Raw genomic sequence first — 16,448 nt, forward strand, 5'->3', positions numbered from 1 at the left:
GCGTTTCACGGAGGCCTTTCTCGCGTTGTCGTAGAGTTCGCAGTATACAGCCTAATGCGCGATGCGGTTGCGGATATATGGGTTCTGCCGTTCGCAAAAGCGGCCGAACGCGTGCAAAATGCACGGAACGCAATCCCTCACCTGCAATGTTGCAAAATTAGCATCAATTATATGTTTAATAATAATATATAAGTAAAAAGATGGTATAATTTCAACGGGTTTTACCTGTCCTCGTGTTTGTTGGTACGACGGATTGGGATCCTACCATGTGCACGGCGCGAACGGCATATCTGAAAACGTATGAGCGAATCGAAAACGGCTACCAGCTTAAGGTAAGAAAAGGCTGAGGATTCGGTGATACGTATGGGTATGTTTGAGGCATTCGGCAACGCAAAGAACACGGTACAGGGCAAGGCGCTCGCGGTTTTCATGTCGCTCGCACTGGCTTTGTCGTTCATCAGCGTTTCGGCGTTTGCAAGCGAAGGGGAATCCGATCATCCGGATGCGCCCGTCGTACAAGCCGAAAGCGCAGCCGATAAGCCAGCTGCCAATCCGGAGGCGGACGATGCGGCGGCCGGGGCCGAAGAGCCCGCGACTGCGACCGAGCCCGAGACGGCTCCGTCCGAGAAAGCCCCTCGGATTGAATCCGGTTCGGGGGGGGGCGCAATCACCGAAAGCGGTTCCTCCGATGCCAGCATTGCGCTCGAGCTGCAAAACGCTTCTATCGAATATCTCGACCAGCGCATCTCCCTTCCCGCCGATCGCGTCGATTATCCGCAGTCCAGGGAATTCAGGTTCAAGGCATTTGCCGACCAAGGTTACGAACTCGAATCCGTGGCGATGGCGGTCGATGGATTCGAGACCGTGCTCGAACCCGACGGTGAAGGTTTTTACACAATCGGAGCGCCCGCCGTCGCAAGCGGGCTTACCGTTAAGGTGAAGGCGGCCGCCGCCGAAGATTTCTCCGGTGCCGAATCCGAAGATCCGTCTGCAACTCCCATCGATTCCGAAACGGTTATCGAGCCCGAAGGCAATGCCGCCGCCTCAGGCGAGGTGGGCGGGAGGGCCGCCGAGGGTGAAACCGTTGCGGGCGAAGAGGCCGTTGCGGTCATCGCTGATGTGAGCAGCCCCGCATTCGAAGGATACGCGTACGTCGGAAACATCATCGTGAAGGTGACCGCCGGCGAAGGGGCGCTTCCCGAAGGAACTACCGTGCAGGCTTCCGAAGTCGAACGCGAGGATGTGGCCGAGGCCGTAGCTTCCGAAGTCGAAAGCCGGGGCAAGCAGCTGCAGGACATGGTTGCCATCGACGTCACGCTGCTTGATGAAGACGGCAATGCCATCCAGCCCGAAACCCCCGTCAACGTTTGCTTCTTCGACGCCAACGTGGAAGGCGAAGAGGTGGGCGTGTATCGCGTGTCCGACGACGCTTCGACGGTTGAGGCCATCGGGGCCCGTCAGGCCGACGCAGCCATCCAGAGCTTCGATGTGGACCACTTCAGCATTTATGTGGCTGCTGGCGAAGCGTCTCAGTTGGGCAGGGCTTCGCATGGAAACTCCCTGAGTGGTAACACCCTGACGATTGGCAATAACTATGCGAGCGGAACGACGACGTCGCTCGGCTCGTGGTCTCATGCGTTCAACGTCGATAGCGGAGCGGGACTTTCCGATGAGGCTTTGGCATCCGATTTGGCTGAGGAGTTCATCGATGATCTGGGCGGCGGCTACTTGTTCGAAGGGGCATATTATGGGGACATCCAAATCATGCGGTTATCCGTCGACGATTGGCGTGGCGCGCTATGGTACAGTACGCAGGACTCGGGCTATGACTGGAAGAGCATACCTGCATCTAGCGTGGCGAGCATCGCCTTCTACTACAGCGCAGCTGATTCAACGAATTCGCCGTCCGGGCCTTCGCTTACGCTTGACAAAAGCAGTTTGACCATTGCGGTCAACAGCACGGCAACGATCAAGGCGACTACTGTGCCGTCGGGCAAATCGGTATTGTGGAGTTCCAGCAACACGAGTGTTGCAACGGTATCCAGCAAAGGCGTGGTGACGGCAAAGGGCCTTGGAACCGCCGTTGTTACCGCGTCAATGACCGTGAACGGGACTAGATATACCGCTTCGGCGACTGTGAACGTCGTACGCGATAGCCAGGGCGACACTGTGCAGAATGCCTACTTCTATCTCTGGATTCCCGGAGCGATCGAGGGGGCGCAATATCAGGACACGTGGTTGTATGCGGGTTTGGGGCAGATCACGGCTCCGAGCAATCTTTTTCAATACGCGAGTCCCAACCAGATAACCAACCTCAATGGCGTGGTGACCGATTCGGGCGTTCCCGATTATTTCAAAACAAAGAAAATTCAATATGAGGGCCATCTGTATACCTATAGCGCATCGGGGGAGGGCGATTACACGTTCACGGTGGTTTGGGACTACGCCGTCGCCTCGAACGGTGCGAACGACGGCCGTAATTGGTATGGAGAAAACGGTCAAAACACGATAATTTACCCGTCGGGCCCGAATGTAAATTGCTGGCATGTGGATGGCCACGTGATCCTCAATACCCTGGAGAAGGTCACTGTTGATTTTCAGGTGCAGCAGCCCGGAAGCGATGGGTTCGCTTCTACGGGAAAGCCGTATCCTGCTACCATCAGCAAAGGTACGGCCTTGTCGTCTATTTCGATTCCCAATCAACCCGAGACCAAAATTTACAATGGCATCACCTATAACTTCGATGGGTGGTACTACGACCAGGCATGCACCAAACGCGTTGATTTCGCCACCGGAACCATAACCGACCATACGGTTTTCTATGCGCGCTATATTGCCCAGTTCGTGCAAACGATAAGCGTTGACGGTGCGGTGGTTGACACCCAGACAGTCGAGCAAGGCGGAAGCTGGGTTGAATATGAATATGAAGCACCTGATGGGCGTCATATAGCATCGGTTTCGATAAACGGCGTGGAGCAAAAGATCGAAGAGGGTCTTACTTCGTATACCACTGATGCTCTTAACAACGTCAAAGCCGGTCGGACCATCGAGATAGTCACGGAAGCCGATTCTTACGCCGTGTCCTACCGGTTCGCCTCCGACACCGCGGGCATGACCCTGCCCGCCGGGGTCACCGACCAGCTCGGCCAGGCGTCGGTCACGAGCGCCTACAAGTACTCCACGGTCGAAAACGAGTTCTGGGCCGAGGCCTACGAGCCCGTCGAGGTCACCGACCCCGACACCGGCGCGCTGCAGGGGACCTGGACCTTCGCGCCCGGCTGGGACAAGGAGCGCGCCTACCGGGTCGCCGGGGACGTGGCGTTCACCGGCCACTGGACCTACACCGAGGCCGAGGCGCCCATTCCTCTTCCGACGCCGACGCCGACGCCCACCGACACGCCGACACCGACGCCTGCTCCGGCGGCAACCCCTGCGCCGGGCGTGCTGCCCGCCGATGATCCGGTCGCGCCGATTGCCGGGGCTCTCGCTGATCTGGCTGAAACCGTCATAGGCGAAGACGAGACTCCGCTTGCCGAAAGCAATATCAACGATGACGAGACGCCGCTTGCAACGTTCGATTACGTTCACTGCTGGGTGCATTACTACTTGATTCTCGGAATCATCCTTACCGTTTTGTATGGCGCCGGCGTCCTGATTCGCCGGATACGCTTCACGAGCAAGCTCAAAGGATACGAAGACGATATTCTCGGCATCGACGAGGGCGGGGTAGCCGCACCTTCCGCCGCACCGGTGGCGACGGAAGGAAAGGAGGCTTAGCATGAAAAAGAGCAACTGGATCATATTGGCTGTTCTTGCCGTAGCATGTGGGTTCTTCTTGTGGCTGTGGTACTACCTGGATTTCAACCTTGTCGATGATCCGCTTGATTTGCTGGTGGCCATCGCGTGGTGGGCTGTCGTGGCAGCCCTCGTCTTTGGCATTCGCTTTGTCGAGAAAAGGCGCGAGGAGCGCATCCGCACGGCGTTCGTCGCGCCCAACGCGCTTTTCAACAGCGAGGCTGGGTTTGTAATGCTCGGTGGCGGGGAATCTCCCGTGATGGCTCTTCAGCAAGTGCTCAAAGAGTTGAAGTACCATTTCGATCGCGCCGATTTGCCCGAAGGGGAGCGCGCATCGTTCGTCTACATCGTTCGGACGAAGAAGTTCGCTGAGGGAGGCGATGCTTGGGAGGGCGAGGTAGTCGTCATCGATCGCTCCGACAGCGAACCTCTGCCGTTTGCCAACCGCGACGAGTTGCTCAACATCGTGGAAGGCGTGCCGCTGCCGAGCGACACGCCTTCGACTTCGTCGATGGGTTCGGGTTCTGCCGTGACTGTTCCCGTGGGAGTCTAAGGCGTTTGAGAGACCGATCGATAAACAAGAAAGCGAGCCGCGTCCGATGATGCGGCTCGCTTTCTTTGGCTTGGCCGAGCCGGCTAGTCGTCAACCCCGATCATGACGCTCGACGCCTTGATGACGGCGTAGACTTCTTTGCCGACCTCAAGCTCGAGATCCTTGAGGGATCCCATCGAGAGGGTCGAGGTGATCTGCTCGCCTCCTGCGAGCTCCATGATCACGATGGCGTTCACCGCTCCCGGATGAATTGCAACGATGGTGCCTTTGAGCTGGTTGCGTGCCGATAGCTTCATGTTTGATTCCCCTTTCAAACGCCTTGCATGAATCCATTGTAACGGTAAGCTGCGGTTTCTCAAGGAAGTCGTCGATTGTTTCTCAAAAAGCCGTCCCTTTCGCTGTTTTTAGCAAAACTTTACTCAGATTTGACGAACGCCGAACAGGCATTTGATCGAGGCGCGCGACTATGGTTGCAGCACGAAAGTTGCAGTACAAAACGAAAACACCAACGGTTCAACGGTTTGATAGGTTTGAAAGGAAAGAAATGAAAAAGAAGGTTATCGGGGTTTTGATGTGTGCGCTGCTTGCGTTCGGCGTCCTGGGCTTTGCGGGCTGCGCGGGCGGCGGCAGCGGCGATTCGGGCACGAGCGGCTCGGGCGAGGGCTCGTCGTCGGCGAGCGAAACGTCGCCTTCGGGTCAGATTTCGGTGTACTCCCGCGAAGACGGGTCGGGTACGCGCGGCGCTTTCGTCGAGCTGTTCGGCATCGAAGAGAAAGATGCGAGCGGCGAGAAGGTCGATATGACCACCACTTCCGCCTCCATCACCAACTCCACGTCGGTCATGATGACTTCGGTTTCCGGCGACGAGCGCGGCATCGGCTACATTTCGCTCGGCTCGCTGAACGACACCGTGAAGGCACTCAAGATCGACGGCGCTGAAGCCACTGCTGAAAACGTGAAGAGCGGCACCTACAAGATCGCACGTCCCTTCAACATCGCAACCAAAGACGATGTATCCGATGTCACCCAGGATTTCATCAATTTCATCATGAGCGCCGATGGCCAGAAGGTCATCGAGGACAACGGCTACATCGCGGTTGAGGATTCGGCGGCCTCCTACACCGCCTCGGGCAAGAGCGGAAAGATCGTCGTTGCCGGGTCTTCTTCGATCTCTCCGGTTATGGAGAAGCTCTCCGAAGCGTACAAGGCGCTTAATCCCGATGTGACCATCGAGGTGCAGACCTCCGACTCCACGACGGGCATGAACATGGCGACCGAGGGAACCTGCGATATCGGCATGGCTTCCCGCGAGCTCAAGGATTCCGAGATTTCGGGTGGCCTCAAGCCCACGGTCATCGCTCAGGACGGCATTGCGGTCATCGTCAACAAGGGTGCTTCGATCGACGAGCTTTCCAGCGAGCAGGTCAAGGCCATCTATACCGGCGAGGTTGCCAAGTGGGAAGACGCGCTCGCCTAGTGCGGGGCGTTTTCTCGGCCACCAGCAACGGAGCTTGACGCAATGGCGAAATTACACATAAAAGAAGGCGTGGCGAAGGCGTTCTTCATGGTTGCCGCAGGGGTTTCGATCCTTGCGGTTGCCCTTATCTGCATCTTCCTCTTCGCAAACGGCGTGCCTGCCATCGCCCAGATCGGATTGCCTGATTTCCTGTTCGGAACGACCTGGCGGCCTTCGAACGATATCTACGGAATCTTCCCCATGATCATCGGCAGCATTTACGTGACGGCTGGCGCGATGATCGTGGGCGTGCCGACGGGCATCCTGTGCGCCATCTTCCTATCCCGTTTCGCGAGCGGACGCATTGCCCGGGTTCTCAAGCCGGGCGTGGAACTGCTTGCGGGCATTCCCTCGGTCGTCTACGGCTTTTTCGGACTCGTGATCGTCGTGCCGTTCATTCGTGCGACGGCTCCCGACGGCAACGGGCTCTCGCTTCTCGCAGCCGCGATCATTTTGGGAATCATGATCCTTCCCACCATCATCACGGTTGCGCAAAGCGCGCTCGACGCCGTTCCCCAGAAATACTACGAAGGGGCTTTGGCTTTGGGCGCCGATCATGAGCGCGCAACGTTTCGCGTGCTCGTTCCCGCAGCGGCTTCGGGCATCGTCGCCGCGATCGTCCTCGGAGTGGGCAGGGCTATCGGTGAAACGATGGCGGTCATCATGATCGCGGGCAACCAGCCGGTCATCCCCGAGAGCATCTTTTCGGGCGTGCGCACCATGACGGCGAACATCGTGCTCGAAATGGGCTACGCAGCCGATCTGCACCGTGGTGCCCTGGTGGCAACCGGCGTCGTTTTGTTCGTGTTCATTCTGCTCATCACCATGCTGCTCAACGTGATCAAGAGAAGAGGCGAGGTGAAATGACGCCGAATACGAGTATTTCTTCCGAAGCGGTTTCCGAGGTTTCGCTGAATGCGGCGCTCTCGGGCGCCGATGTCTGCGAGCGCATCGAGGCCATGTTCGCCGAACGCGAGGCGGCGCATGCGAAAAACCGCGTGATCGTCTCGCTGCTGCTTCGCCTGCTCGTGTACTTGGGCGCCCTTCTGACTGCAGGCGTGCTCGCGTTCATCGTCGGGTACATCCTCGTCATGGGCGTGCCCTACATCACGCCGAGCCTGTTCGAATGGGAATACACCTCTGAAAACGTGTCGCTCATGCCGGCATTGGTGAACACGCTCATCATGGCGGGCCTTTCGCTTGCGATGGCCGTGCCTCTCGGTGTGGGATCTGCAATCTATCTGGTTGAATACGCGCCGCGCGGAAGCAGGTTCGTAGCCGTTGTGCGCACGACCACCGAAACGCTCCAGGGCATCCCCTCGATCATCTACGGCCTGTTCGGCATGCTGTTCTTCGTGACGGCGCTCAAGTGGAACCTCTCGCTGCTCGCCGGGGCGTGTACGCTCGCCATCATGATCTTGCCGGTGATCATGCGCACGAGCGAAGAGGCGCTGCTCGCGGTTCCTGATGCGTACCGGGAAGGCGGCTTTGGGTTGGGGGCAGGGCGTTTGCGCACCGTGTTTCGCTGCGTGCTGCCTTCGGCTGTGCCCAGTATCTTGGGCGGCGTGATCCTCGGCCTCGGCCGCGTGGTAGGGGAGGTTGCGGCGCTTCTTTTCACGGCGGGCTCGATCGCTCAGATTCCCGGCTTCGCCACCGAGGGCATCGCCGCGGTATTCGATTCGACGCGGACGCTCGCCGTCCATATGTACGTGCTTGCAAGCGAAGGGCTGCATATCAACGAAACGTATGCGACTGCCGTGGTGCTGCTTGTTCTGGTGGTGCTGCTCAACATGTTCGCAACGTTTGCCGCCCGCAGGATGAAAAAAGGAAACAGAGATGACTGAAGTATTGGTTGAAAAGAAGTCTGCAAACCAAGAGGTCCAGGTGGACGGCTCGATCGCCTACCGTCCGCATATCGAAGTCAGGCATGCGAGCGCTGCGAGCGTTTCGGATGCGAACGCCGCCCCGAAAATGGGCGTGTACGACCTCGATCTGTATTACAAAGATTTCAAAGCGCTCAAGCACATCAACCTCGAATTTCCCGAAAACCAGGTGACGGCTCTTATCGGGCCTTCGGGCTGCGGCAAGTCGACGCTGCTTAAAAGCCTTAACCGCATGAACGATCTGGTGGAAGGCTGCCGCATCGAGGGCAAGATAACGCTCGACGGCAAAAACGCCTACCGCGATGTCGACGTGAACGCGCTGCGCCGTCGCGTCGGCATGGTGTTCCAGCAGCCCAATCCCTTCCCGATGTCGGTGTACGACAACATCGCGTTCGGCCCGCGCACGCACGGCATCAAGAGACGCGAGGATCTCGATATCATCGTCGAGCAATCGCTTCGCGATGCGGCGATCTGGGATGAGCTCAAGGATCGCCTCAAGAAGAACGCGCTCGGCCTTTCCGGCGGGCAGCAGCAACGTTTGTGCATAGCGCGCGCCTTGGCGGTTCGGCCCGAGGTTCTGCTCATGGACGAGGCCACAAGCGCGCTCGACCCCATTTCCACGGGCAAGATCGAGGAACTCGTAGGCGAACTCAAGAGCAAGTACACGGTCATCATGGTCACGCACAACATGCTTCAAGCGCTCCGCGTTTCGGATAAAACCGCGTTTTTCCTGCTGGGCGAGATGGTGGAAGCGGGATCGACCGACGATATCTTCACGAGCCCGCACGATAAGCGCACTGAGGATTACGTATCGGGTCGTTTCGGGTAGAATAGCGATTATGATCTACTACGTTGAAGACGACACCAATATACGTGATCTGACGATCTACGCGCTCAAGCAGGCCGGGTTCGAAGCGGTCGGGTTCTCGTGCGCCTCGGAGTTCTTTTCCGCATGCGCAAACCGGGTTCCGCGGCTTGTATTGCTCGACATCATGCTGCCTGAAACCGACGGCATCGAGATACTCAAGATGCTGCGCGAAGATCCCGCCATCAAGCACGTGCCCGTCATGATGCTTACGGCCAAGGGCACCGAGTACGATACCGTGTGCGGGCTCGATGCGGGCGCTGACGATTACCTTGCCAAGCCATTCGGCATGATGGAGCTGGTATCGCGGGTGAACGCTCTCTTGCGCCGCGCAGGCGAGCCCTCAAGCAATACCCAAGATACGATCACCTGCGGAAAGCTGTCCCTTTCGGCTTCTGCGCATACCGTTGAAGCCGATGGGATCCCCGTGGAGCTTACCCTCAAGGAATTCGACCTTTTACGAGCTCTCATGCAGAACAACGGCCAAGTGCTATCGCGCAGTCAGCTGCTCGAAGACGTGTGGGGCATGACGTACGCGGGCGGAACCCGTACGGTCGACGTGCACGTGCAGACGTTGCGTCAGAAGCTTGCGGCCGCGGCGCCCGGCGTCGAAGCGTGCATCCAAACGGTGCGCGGCGTAGGCTACTGCGTGAAAACGCCCTCATGAGGCACCCGCGATGAGTCCAACCCATTTCAGCGTCAAGAGCCTTTCCGGAAAGATATTCAACACCGTCCTCGTTTTCACGATTGCCGTCATCCTGGCGTTCTCGGCGATCATCACGGTGCTGTTCTACTTCAGCTACGAACGGGAAGCCGAAGCGTCGTTGGCAGAGCAGGCTCGCGACGCGGCAACGTACCTCAACGAAACTCCCAGCGACGAGAACGTACCGGCTCTGCTCGCCCAATTCGCCGGCCAAGTTCGCTATACGCTGATAGCTTCCGACGGCGACGTGCTGTTCGATAGCGCCTCCGACGAGGGGGAGGCTGAAAACCACGGAAACCGACCCGAGGTGAAAGAGGCGCTCGCCGACGGGCACGGCAGCGTTTTCCGATATTCCGAAACCCTTAAAACCGATACGCTCTACTCGGCTGTCAAGCTCGACGATGGCAGCGTGATTCGACTGGCGGAGACCCGCCATTCGCTCGTGGCGTTTGCGGCGACCATGATCGGGCCGTTGGCGGTTGCCCTTGCGGTGGTCGTGCTGTCGGTATTCGTGCTCTCGCGATTGCTTACGCGCCGTATCATGAAACCCATCGATGCGCTCAACTTCACCGAGCCGCTTGAGAACGAGATCTACGAGGAGATGGATCCGCTGCTTGAGCGGATCGACGAACAGCAGCGGATGCTCAAGCAGCAAACGCGCGAGATCGCCCGGGCGGAAACGATGCGGCGCGATTTCTCATCGAATGTAAGCCACGAGATGAAAACGCCGCTGCAGGTTATTTCGGGTTACGCCGAGCTCATGAAGAACGGCTTGGTGGATCCGGAAGACAACAGGAAATTCGCCGGCCTCATTTACGAAGAAGCCCAGGCGATGCGTTCGCTGATCAACGACGTGCTCATCCTTTCGCGTTTGGACGAAGCTGCGGTAGGCGATCGCGATCAGGCGATCGATTTGTACGCTGTCGCCCAGTCGGTGGCGAATCGCCTGGTGTCGTTTTCCGATGCGGAGGGCGTGAGCGTGGTGATCGAAGGCGAGTCGGCTTGCATTGCGGGCACCGATACGCTTGTCGAGGAGATGCTCTACAACCTCATCGAGAACGGCATCCGCTACAACCACGAAGGCGGCAACGTTACGGTGAGGGTCGGCAACGATGGCGCCGGTCCGATCGTGCGGGTGTCCGATACGGGCGTGGGCATACCGGAAGAGATGCACGATAAGGTGTTCGAGCGCTTCTTCCGCGTCGATAAGAGCCGTTCGAAGGAAACGGGCGGCACGGGGCTCGGCCTTGCCATCGTGAAGCATGCCGTCATGTACCATGGCGGGTCGATCGAGGTCAAAAGCAAACTCGGCGAAGGAACCTCGTTCATTTTGAGGTTCCCCGAAATGGACGGGGGAGCGAGGGGCCGAAGCGCGGCAACCGGCCGCTGATCGAGCGAACGGATTGCGCACTGTCGGATCGAGACTGGCCGAAGGCCAGGTTCGGTCGAGAGCCGGCTGGGGCCGGGCCGATGCTGAAAGAGCCGGGTGGAAACAAGGCTCTCGGGGCGGAGCCTGCGGGTGGTTCTAAACTCCCTCGAGCAGATCTGCGAGCGCGATGCCGAGGGCCTTGGCTATGGCGAGCAGCTTGTTGATGGTCGCGTTGGCGATGCCTTTTTCGATTTCGCAGAGATAACCCTCGTTGATTTCGGCCATGAGCGCAAGTCTGCTCTGCGTCAGATTCTGACGCTTGCGCTCTTCGGCGATCGCGCGTCCGATCGCTTCTCTTTCGGCCAAAAATTCCATGGTGCGAGGCTACGGTAGGCTTCTGGGAGCAACTTTGGATATAACCGAATAATTCGGATATAATAGAAATTCTCTTAAGTGGCTTCGATCAGGACAGATGTCGAAAAGGAGTCGGCTATGGCGAAAAACGAGGTTGAGTTCACGCCGAACATGGCAACGGCCGTCATCGATGTGCACCACCGCATCACCATGCATCTCAAAGAGGAGCACGGGCTTCCGTTTCTGCCCTGCTGCGTGCTCGCGTCGCTGAGATCGCACGGCGGTACCATGCTGATCCCCGATTTTCCGTCCGCGATGATTTCGAACGAGAACACGGTCGTCGCTGCGGCGATAAGGCTCGAGCAGAGGGGCCTTGTGGAAAAGACCCGCAGGGAAAGCGACCGTCGGGTTGTTGTGCTGCATGAAACGCCCGAAGGCGCGGCGCTTGTCAAGCGCGCGTTCGACGGCGTGTATCGGCAGATGACGACGACGGTGTGGAGACGGTATTCCGATGGGTCGATCGACGAGGTGCTGCAAGCGTTTCATGCATCGGCGGCCGGACTCGGGATATCCGATATCGAGGTCAACCATGAGGTACACGAAACCCTGGCGCCCGCCTTCTTCATGGCGATCGCATCGTTGGTGCGGCAATGGACACAGGCGGCATCGATTGCCGGGAGCACGTCTTTGACGGAATACCGCTGCCTTGCGTTGCTTGAGGATCGGCGAAAGCCGCTGCCGTGTTCGGAGCTCGCCGACACGCTGCTGATCGATCGGAGCACGGTTTCCGCAGCAGTCAAATCGCTGCTTGCCAAGAGGCTCGTGCGGGTCAAGAGGGGGAAAGACGGGCGGCAGCGCATCGTTTCGGCCACCGAAAGCGGGAAGGCGAACGCGGCTCGCGCGAAGGCCGAACTTGAAAAGCGGACGGCAGCCTGCTATGCCGATGCGGCTCCGCAGCTCAGGGCGAAGGCCAACGAGGTCTATACGCGTATGTACATCGAACTTGTCGAGTGGACGGGCGTCGAAGGTTTGCTGATCGTCTGAAACCATGAGGGTCGTTCGCCTTGCTGTATCGTAGCCTCCATAACAATGTAAGAACTTATAATATTGGGGGAGATCCGTCAAATCAGCATGCGGCTCTCGCGTTGAGGGCGCAGTATTCGTCATGAGGGCAAACGCCCGCGCGGGCAGTTCGGCGCTTCGTCTTGCCGCGCGATGATAGCGGAATGCGCTTGACGGCAGAAAGGACCGACGCGCATGGAAGCCATCGGGGGGGCGCCTTGCCGTCGAGCCGCACCGCCCGGGCTGCAATCGAAAAGGCGCCCGTAAACGGACGCCTTCTATAAGCCCCACCCCTGGTCTAGGATGAACCCACCTCAAAAGGTGGGTGCTCGCAGCCGGCTTCCTGGCTTTCGCATCAACGGATGCGAATCTCCATTCCACCTGCTATCTTGAGCTCCCTAAAAGTTAGCATCGGTCCATCGCAAATGTGTGACCGAGGAGCAGAGCGTACCCTGAGTATATGGTTCCTTTTCAAGGAATAAAAGTCTTGACATGAACCTGTAATCTTGCATTCGGGATCTGCGCCATGCCATCTCCATAATGCGAACAAAAGTTTGTGTTTGCGGGCGTCTCACGCTACAATGGGCGGATGGATAATCTGTTCACCGAAATGGAAAACGATGTGAAACGGTCGGTCGCTCCGCTGGCGGTGCGCATGCGCCCGCGTTCTCTCGACGAACTTGTGGGGCAGGAGCAGGCCGTCGGTCCTGGAAGCTGGCTTCGCACGGCCATCGAGCACGATGCTCTGAGCTCGGTCATATTGTTCGGCCCCGCCGGTACGGGTAAAACCTCGCTTGCCCACGTCATCGCCGAAACTACGAGGGCCACGTTTGTGGAGGTGTCCGCCGTCGGCGGTACGGTTTCCGATCTGCGCCGAGAAATCGATGCGGCGGAAAAACGCCTTACGATGAGCAATCTGCGCACGATACTGTTCGTCGACGAGATCCACCGCTTCAATCGCAGCCAGCAGGATGCGCTGCTTCATGCGGTGGAGGATCGCATCGTGGTGCTCGTGGGGGCCACAACCGAGAATCCGTTCTTCGAAGTCAACTCCGCGCTCATCTCGCGTTCGCGCGTGGTCGAGCTCAAAGGCCTTTCCGATGACGATATCCGCGAGCTTTTGGGCCGGGCTCTTTCCGACGAGCGCGGTCTGGGAGGGCTCTACGAGCTCGAAGAGCTTGCCGAAGATGCAATCGTTCTGCTTGCGGGGGGCGATGGGCGCGGCGCGCTCACGACGCTCGAGCTTGCCGCCGGCATGGTGAAGCCCGGTACGAAGAAGAAACCCGCAGTCATCAAAGAGGAATCCGTGCGAGCCGCGACGCCGCACCGGTCGCTTCCTTACGACAAGAACAAGGATATGCACTACGACATCATATCCGCCTTCATCAAGTCGATGCGCGGAAGCGACCCCGATGCGACGCTGTACTGGCTCGCTCGCATGATCGACGGGGGAGAAGACCCCAAGTTCATCGCGCGCCGCATCTTCATCCTTGCTGCGGAAGACATCGGCAACGCCGATCCCCAGGCCCTGCTTGTAGCCGAAGCGGCTTTCAAGTCGGCTGAGGTTATCGGCTATCCCGAATGCCAGCTCATCCTGGCGCAGGCCGCCACCTACATGGCGCTTGCTCCCAAGTCGAATGCGGCGTGCGGTATATTCGACGCTTTGGCTGAAGTGCGCAACGGCCCCTTGCGCAACGTGCCGAACAACCTTCGCGACCGTCATCGCCCCGGATCGGAAGACTACGGCGAGTACAAGTACCCGCACAACTATCCCGGCGGCTGGGTCGATCAGCAGTATCTTCCCGATGGGCTCGAGCGGGGATCGTTCTACCGGCCCGGCGAGCGCGGCTGGGAGGCGTACCGCACCGAGGCGGTTTCGCGCGACCGCAAGCCGCGCGCGTAGCGAAAACGGGAGCTTGCGCGCCGCGTTTGGTTCTGCCTGCTCGCTCGCCTCGGTTTTCCATCCCTTGGCCCTGCGCTTTCTTCATGCAGGTAACATGACAGAAACGCACTATGAACGCACCATGAAAACGGCCTTCCTTACATATAGAATCTACTACCAACGTGGTATAGTTGTGAACTCGAACTGCGAGGAGGAGTTCAATGGATTTCGCTGAAATAGTACAAATCGCGCTTCCGGTCGTTTACGTCTTGGTGGGCGCCGCTCTCGTGTGGCTCGTCATCGAGCTTGTTCTTACGATCAGGAAAACGCGCAAAACCGTCGACGACGTGCAACGCCAGATCGAGCCTACGCTCGCCAACGTCGAGGAGATCACCGAATCCCTCAAGCCCGTTGTGGCGAAGGTCGATCCCCTTGTCGAGCGCGTGTCGCTGACGGTGGATGCGGCCAACCTCGAGATCATGCGCGTTGATCAGATTCTCGAGGACGTCAACGACATCACCGGCTCGCTCTCTTCGGCCGTCGATGCGGTCGACACGGCGGCAAACGCCCCTCTCGAACTTGTGAACAGCGTATCGAGCAAGGTTCGCAACGTATTCAAAACGCGCAAAGCCAGCACCGAATCGGTTACGCTCGGCCACGACAGGAAGGCTCCGGCGGCCGAGCCGAAGCACGGCGTTCACGAGGAGAAAACGGTTGTCGAAACCGCGCAGGATACCGTGAGGGCTGCAGGCGCCGTTGCCCAAGACGCGGTGCATGTTGCGCGCGACGTTGCGCAGGCGGCAAGCGACGGGGCCGACGAAGCCCACGAGCGCACCCAGGAGCGCAAGGCGGAACGCGAGGCTGCGGCCGCCGAGCGCAAAGCGGCGGCGGATAAGGCCAACGACGCCGCTTCCCAGATGGCCGATGCGGTGCATGCCGTTGTCGAGGCAGACGCTTCGGCTGCGAAGGAAAAGTACTTCACCTACGGCAACGACGCCGCTTCCGCGCCCGCGACCGAAGCGAAATAGCCGCTCCCATGCGCAAAGCAGACGCCGCGCTCGCCGACGATGCGAGCGAAGAGACGCCCGAGCGGGAGCGGATGCTGAAGGCCCGCAAGCGCTACTATCAGGTGTGGACCGTAGTCGCCGCTATCTTGCTCACCGGCGTTTTCGCCTATCTCATGAACGTGCTCTCGGTGCCCGTGGGCATCGTCGTGTGGACGTGCATAATAGTATTCTGCCTGCGCACGCCCGTAAACCGACTTGAAAAGCTCGGTTTGAACCGCGGCATAGGCACGACCATCGCCTACGTGCTCATGTTCGTCGTGCTCATAGGGCTCGGCGCGCTCATGTTCTCGCCGGTGTTCGGCGTGGGCGATCAGTTCATGAATCTCGTCCAGTCGATCCCTACGTACGTGCAGCAGATCACCGATTGGTACAACAGCGTCTATCCGCAGTACGAGCATTTGTTCCAAAACGATTTCGTGAAGAACTGGATCAACGATTTGACGAGCTCGCTCGGCGGCTGGGCAAGCGAAACGGCCAAGGTGAGCGCCGAGGGCATCGTTACCGTCGGCGGCACGATTGCGAACAGCTTCATGGTGTTCGGCTTCGCGATGGTCGTGGCGTTCTGGATACTCATGGAGTTGCCGGCCCTGGGGCGCGAGTGCCGCCGCCTCATCGGCACCAAGCACAAGGAAGACGCGGAGATGCTCCACATCACGTTCACGCGCGTGATGGGCGGCTACATCAAAGCGACGCTTGTGCAATGCTTTCTCATCGGATTGGCCTGCGGCATCGCGTTCGCCATCATCGGGGTCCCCAACTACGCGGCGCTCGGCGGCATCACGGGGCTTCTCAACATCATCCCCGTGGTCGGGCCGTGGCTCGGAGGCGCGCTTGCGGCGATCGCCTGCGTATTCGTGAGTCCGCTTGTGGCTCTGATCGCGGTTATCGTGACCATCGCCATCCAGCAGTTCGTGTACACGTTCGTATCGCCGAAGCTCATGTCGAACTCCGTCGACGTGCATCCGGCGCTTGTCATCATCGCCCTGCTTGCAGGATCTGCGATCGGCAGCGCAATGAGCGGTTTTATGGGAGGCCTTGTGGGAATGCTCGCTTCGATCCCCGCTGTGGCTGTTGCGAAGTCGGTTTTCGTGTACTATTTCGAAAAGAGAACCGGACGGCGTATCGTTGCGAAGGACGGGGTGTTCTTCAAAGGCACGCCGACCGAGAAGGAAGGCATGCTCGTCGATCCGCTTGCCGATATGTCCTCGCCGGAGGGTGCGGGCAGGAGGAGGGCTCATCGGCGCGAGCATGCAAGGGGACCGAAAGGTTCCGCCGAACGGGAGCAGGGTAGCCAAGACGGCGAGCCGCCTGCGAGCCAAGGCGAAAAGCCCGAGTCCTCGCAGGGCAGCGGGTCTGCCGGAAACGAAGACGACTGATATCGAGAAAGAGTACGAACGAC

At 59.0% G+C, this 16,448-nt stretch carries 14 protein-coding genes and 1 other RNA gene; 12 read left to right on the forward strand and 3 right to left on the reverse strand.

Going from position 1 to position 16,448, the window contains the following annotated elements; genetic code table 11:
• The first annotated feature begins 363 nt into the window (after positions 1 to 363).
• Together C1719_RS02965 and C1719_RS02970 are read left to right on the forward strand one after the other, a co-directional pair.
• The gene (locus C1719_RS02965; RefSeq protein ID WP_102373723.1) at positions 364 to 3,777 is read left to right on the forward strand and encodes an Ig-like domain-containing protein; all 3,414 of its coding nucleotides are present in this window, start codon (positions 364 to 366) and stop codon (positions 3,775 to 3,777) included.
• A gap of 1 nt (position 3,778) precedes the next feature.
• The gene (locus tag C1719_RS02970; RefSeq protein ID WP_102373724.1) at positions 3,779 to 4,348 is read left to right on the forward strand and encodes a hypothetical protein; all 570 of its coding nucleotides are present in this window, start codon (positions 3,779 to 3,781) and stop codon (positions 4,346 to 4,348) included.
• Positions 4,349 to 4,431: 83 nt separating this feature from the next.
• On the opposite strand, the gene C1719_RS02975 is transcribed toward C1719_RS02970, so the two are convergent.
• The gene (locus tag C1719_RS02975; RefSeq protein ID WP_102373725.1) at positions 4,432 to 4,644 is read right to left on the reverse strand and encodes a TOBE domain-containing protein; all 213 of its coding nucleotides are present in this window, start codon (positions 4,642 to 4,644) and stop codon (positions 4,432 to 4,434) included.
• A gap of 248 nt (positions 4,645 to 4,892) precedes the next feature.
• Between C1719_RS02975 and C1719_RS02980 the strand changes: the two genes are divergently transcribed.
• Genes C1719_RS02980 through C1719_RS03005 form a run of 6 tightly spaced genes read left to right on the forward strand, consistent with a single transcriptional unit; the run spans position 4,893 to position 10,705 of the window.
• Entirely contained in the window at positions 4,893 to 5,825 is a 933-nt protein-coding gene (locus C1719_RS02980; protein WP_102373726.1) for a substrate-binding domain-containing protein, read from the forward strand.
• Positions 5,826 to 5,867: 42 nt separating this feature from the next.
• Positions 5,868 to 6,731: a phosphate ABC transporter permease subunit PstC gene (pstC, locus tag C1719_RS02985; RefSeq protein ID WP_102373727.1), complete on the forward strand. Its 864-nt coding sequence runs from the start codon at positions 5,868 to 5,870 to the stop codon at positions 6,729 to 6,731.
• The gene (gene pstA / locus C1719_RS02990) at positions 6,728 to 7,708 is read left to right on the forward strand and encodes a phosphate ABC transporter permease PstA (RefSeq protein ID WP_102373728.1); all 981 of its coding nucleotides are present in this window, start codon (positions 6,728 to 6,730) and stop codon (positions 7,706 to 7,708) included. The genes pstC and pstA overlap by 4 nt, the downstream gene beginning before the upstream one ends.
• Positions 7,701 to 8,576 (forward strand): phosphate ABC transporter ATP-binding protein PstB, encoded by an 876-nt coding sequence (gene pstB / locus C1719_RS02995; RefSeq protein WP_102373729.1) that lies wholly within the window; start codon positions 7,701 to 7,703, stop codon positions 8,574 to 8,576. Before pstA ends, pstB begins: the two co-directional genes overlap by 8 nt.
• Before the next feature lie 10 nt (positions 8,577 to 8,586).
• On the forward strand, positions 8,587 to 9,279 hold the full coding sequence (locus C1719_RS03000) for a response regulator transcription factor (RefSeq protein WP_102373730.1): 693 nt from the start codon (positions 8,587 to 8,589) through the stop codon (positions 9,277 to 9,279).
• Between the two features lie 10 nt (positions 9,280 to 9,289).
• Positions 9,290 to 10,705 carry a sensor histidine kinase gene (locus C1719_RS03005; protein ID WP_102373731.1) on the forward strand — a complete coding sequence of 472 codons (1,416 nt, stop codon included), beginning with the start codon at positions 9,290 to 9,292 and terminating at the stop codon, positions 10,703 to 10,705.
• A gap of 135 nt (positions 10,706 to 10,840) precedes the next feature.
• Here C1719_RS03005 and C1719_RS03010 read toward each other — a convergent pair whose 3' ends face one another.
• Positions 10,841 to 11,050 (reverse strand): helix-turn-helix domain-containing protein, encoded by a 210-nt coding sequence (locus C1719_RS03010; protein WP_180963437.1) that lies wholly within the window; start codon positions 11,048 to 11,050, stop codon positions 10,841 to 10,843.
• A gap of 126 nt (positions 11,051 to 11,176) precedes the next feature.
• Between C1719_RS03010 and C1719_RS03015 the strand changes: the two genes are divergently transcribed.
• A complete protein-coding gene (locus tag C1719_RS03015; RefSeq protein WP_102373733.1) occupies positions 11,177 to 12,082 on the forward strand; it encodes a MarR family transcriptional regulator in 906 nt (301 codons plus the stop codon).
• A 298-nt stretch (positions 12,083 to 12,380) separates the two neighbouring features.
• Here the strand turns inward: C1719_RS03015 and ssrS are convergent.
• A non-coding RNA gene (ssrS, locus tag C1719_RS03020) (6S RNA) lies at positions 12,381 to 12,550 on the reverse strand.
• Positions 12,551 to 12,689: 139 nt separating this feature from the next.
• Between ssrS and C1719_RS03025 the strand changes: the two genes are divergently transcribed.
• The 3 genes from C1719_RS03025 to C1719_RS03035 all read left to right on the forward strand — a co-directional run bounded on the left by C1719_RS03025 (position 12,690) and on the right by C1719_RS03035 (position 16,425).
• The gene (locus tag C1719_RS03025) at positions 12,690 to 14,003 is read left to right on the forward strand and encodes a replication-associated recombination protein A (RefSeq protein WP_102373734.1); all 1,314 of its coding nucleotides are present in this window, start codon (positions 12,690 to 12,692) and stop codon (positions 14,001 to 14,003) included.
• A gap of 200 nt (positions 14,004 to 14,203) precedes the next feature.
• Positions 14,204 to 15,010, forward strand: a complete 807-nt coding sequence (locus tag C1719_RS03030; protein WP_102373735.1) for a DUF948 domain-containing protein — start codon at positions 14,204 to 14,206, stop codon at positions 15,008 to 15,010.
• 8 nt (positions 15,011 to 15,018) lie between these two features.
• Positions 15,019 to 16,425 carry an AI-2E family transporter gene (locus C1719_RS03035; RefSeq protein WP_245874299.1) on the forward strand — a complete coding sequence of 469 codons (1,407 nt, stop codon included), beginning with the start codon at positions 15,019 to 15,021 and terminating at the stop codon, positions 16,423 to 16,425.
• Positions 16,426 to 16,448 lie beyond the last annotated feature (23 nt).

Origin of the sequence: Raoultibacter massiliensis (genome assembly GCF_900199545.1) — a bacterium.
In the GTDB taxonomy this organism is placed as follows: domain Bacteria; phylum Actinomycetota; class Coriobacteriia; order Coriobacteriales; family Eggerthellaceae; genus Raoultibacter; species Raoultibacter massiliensis.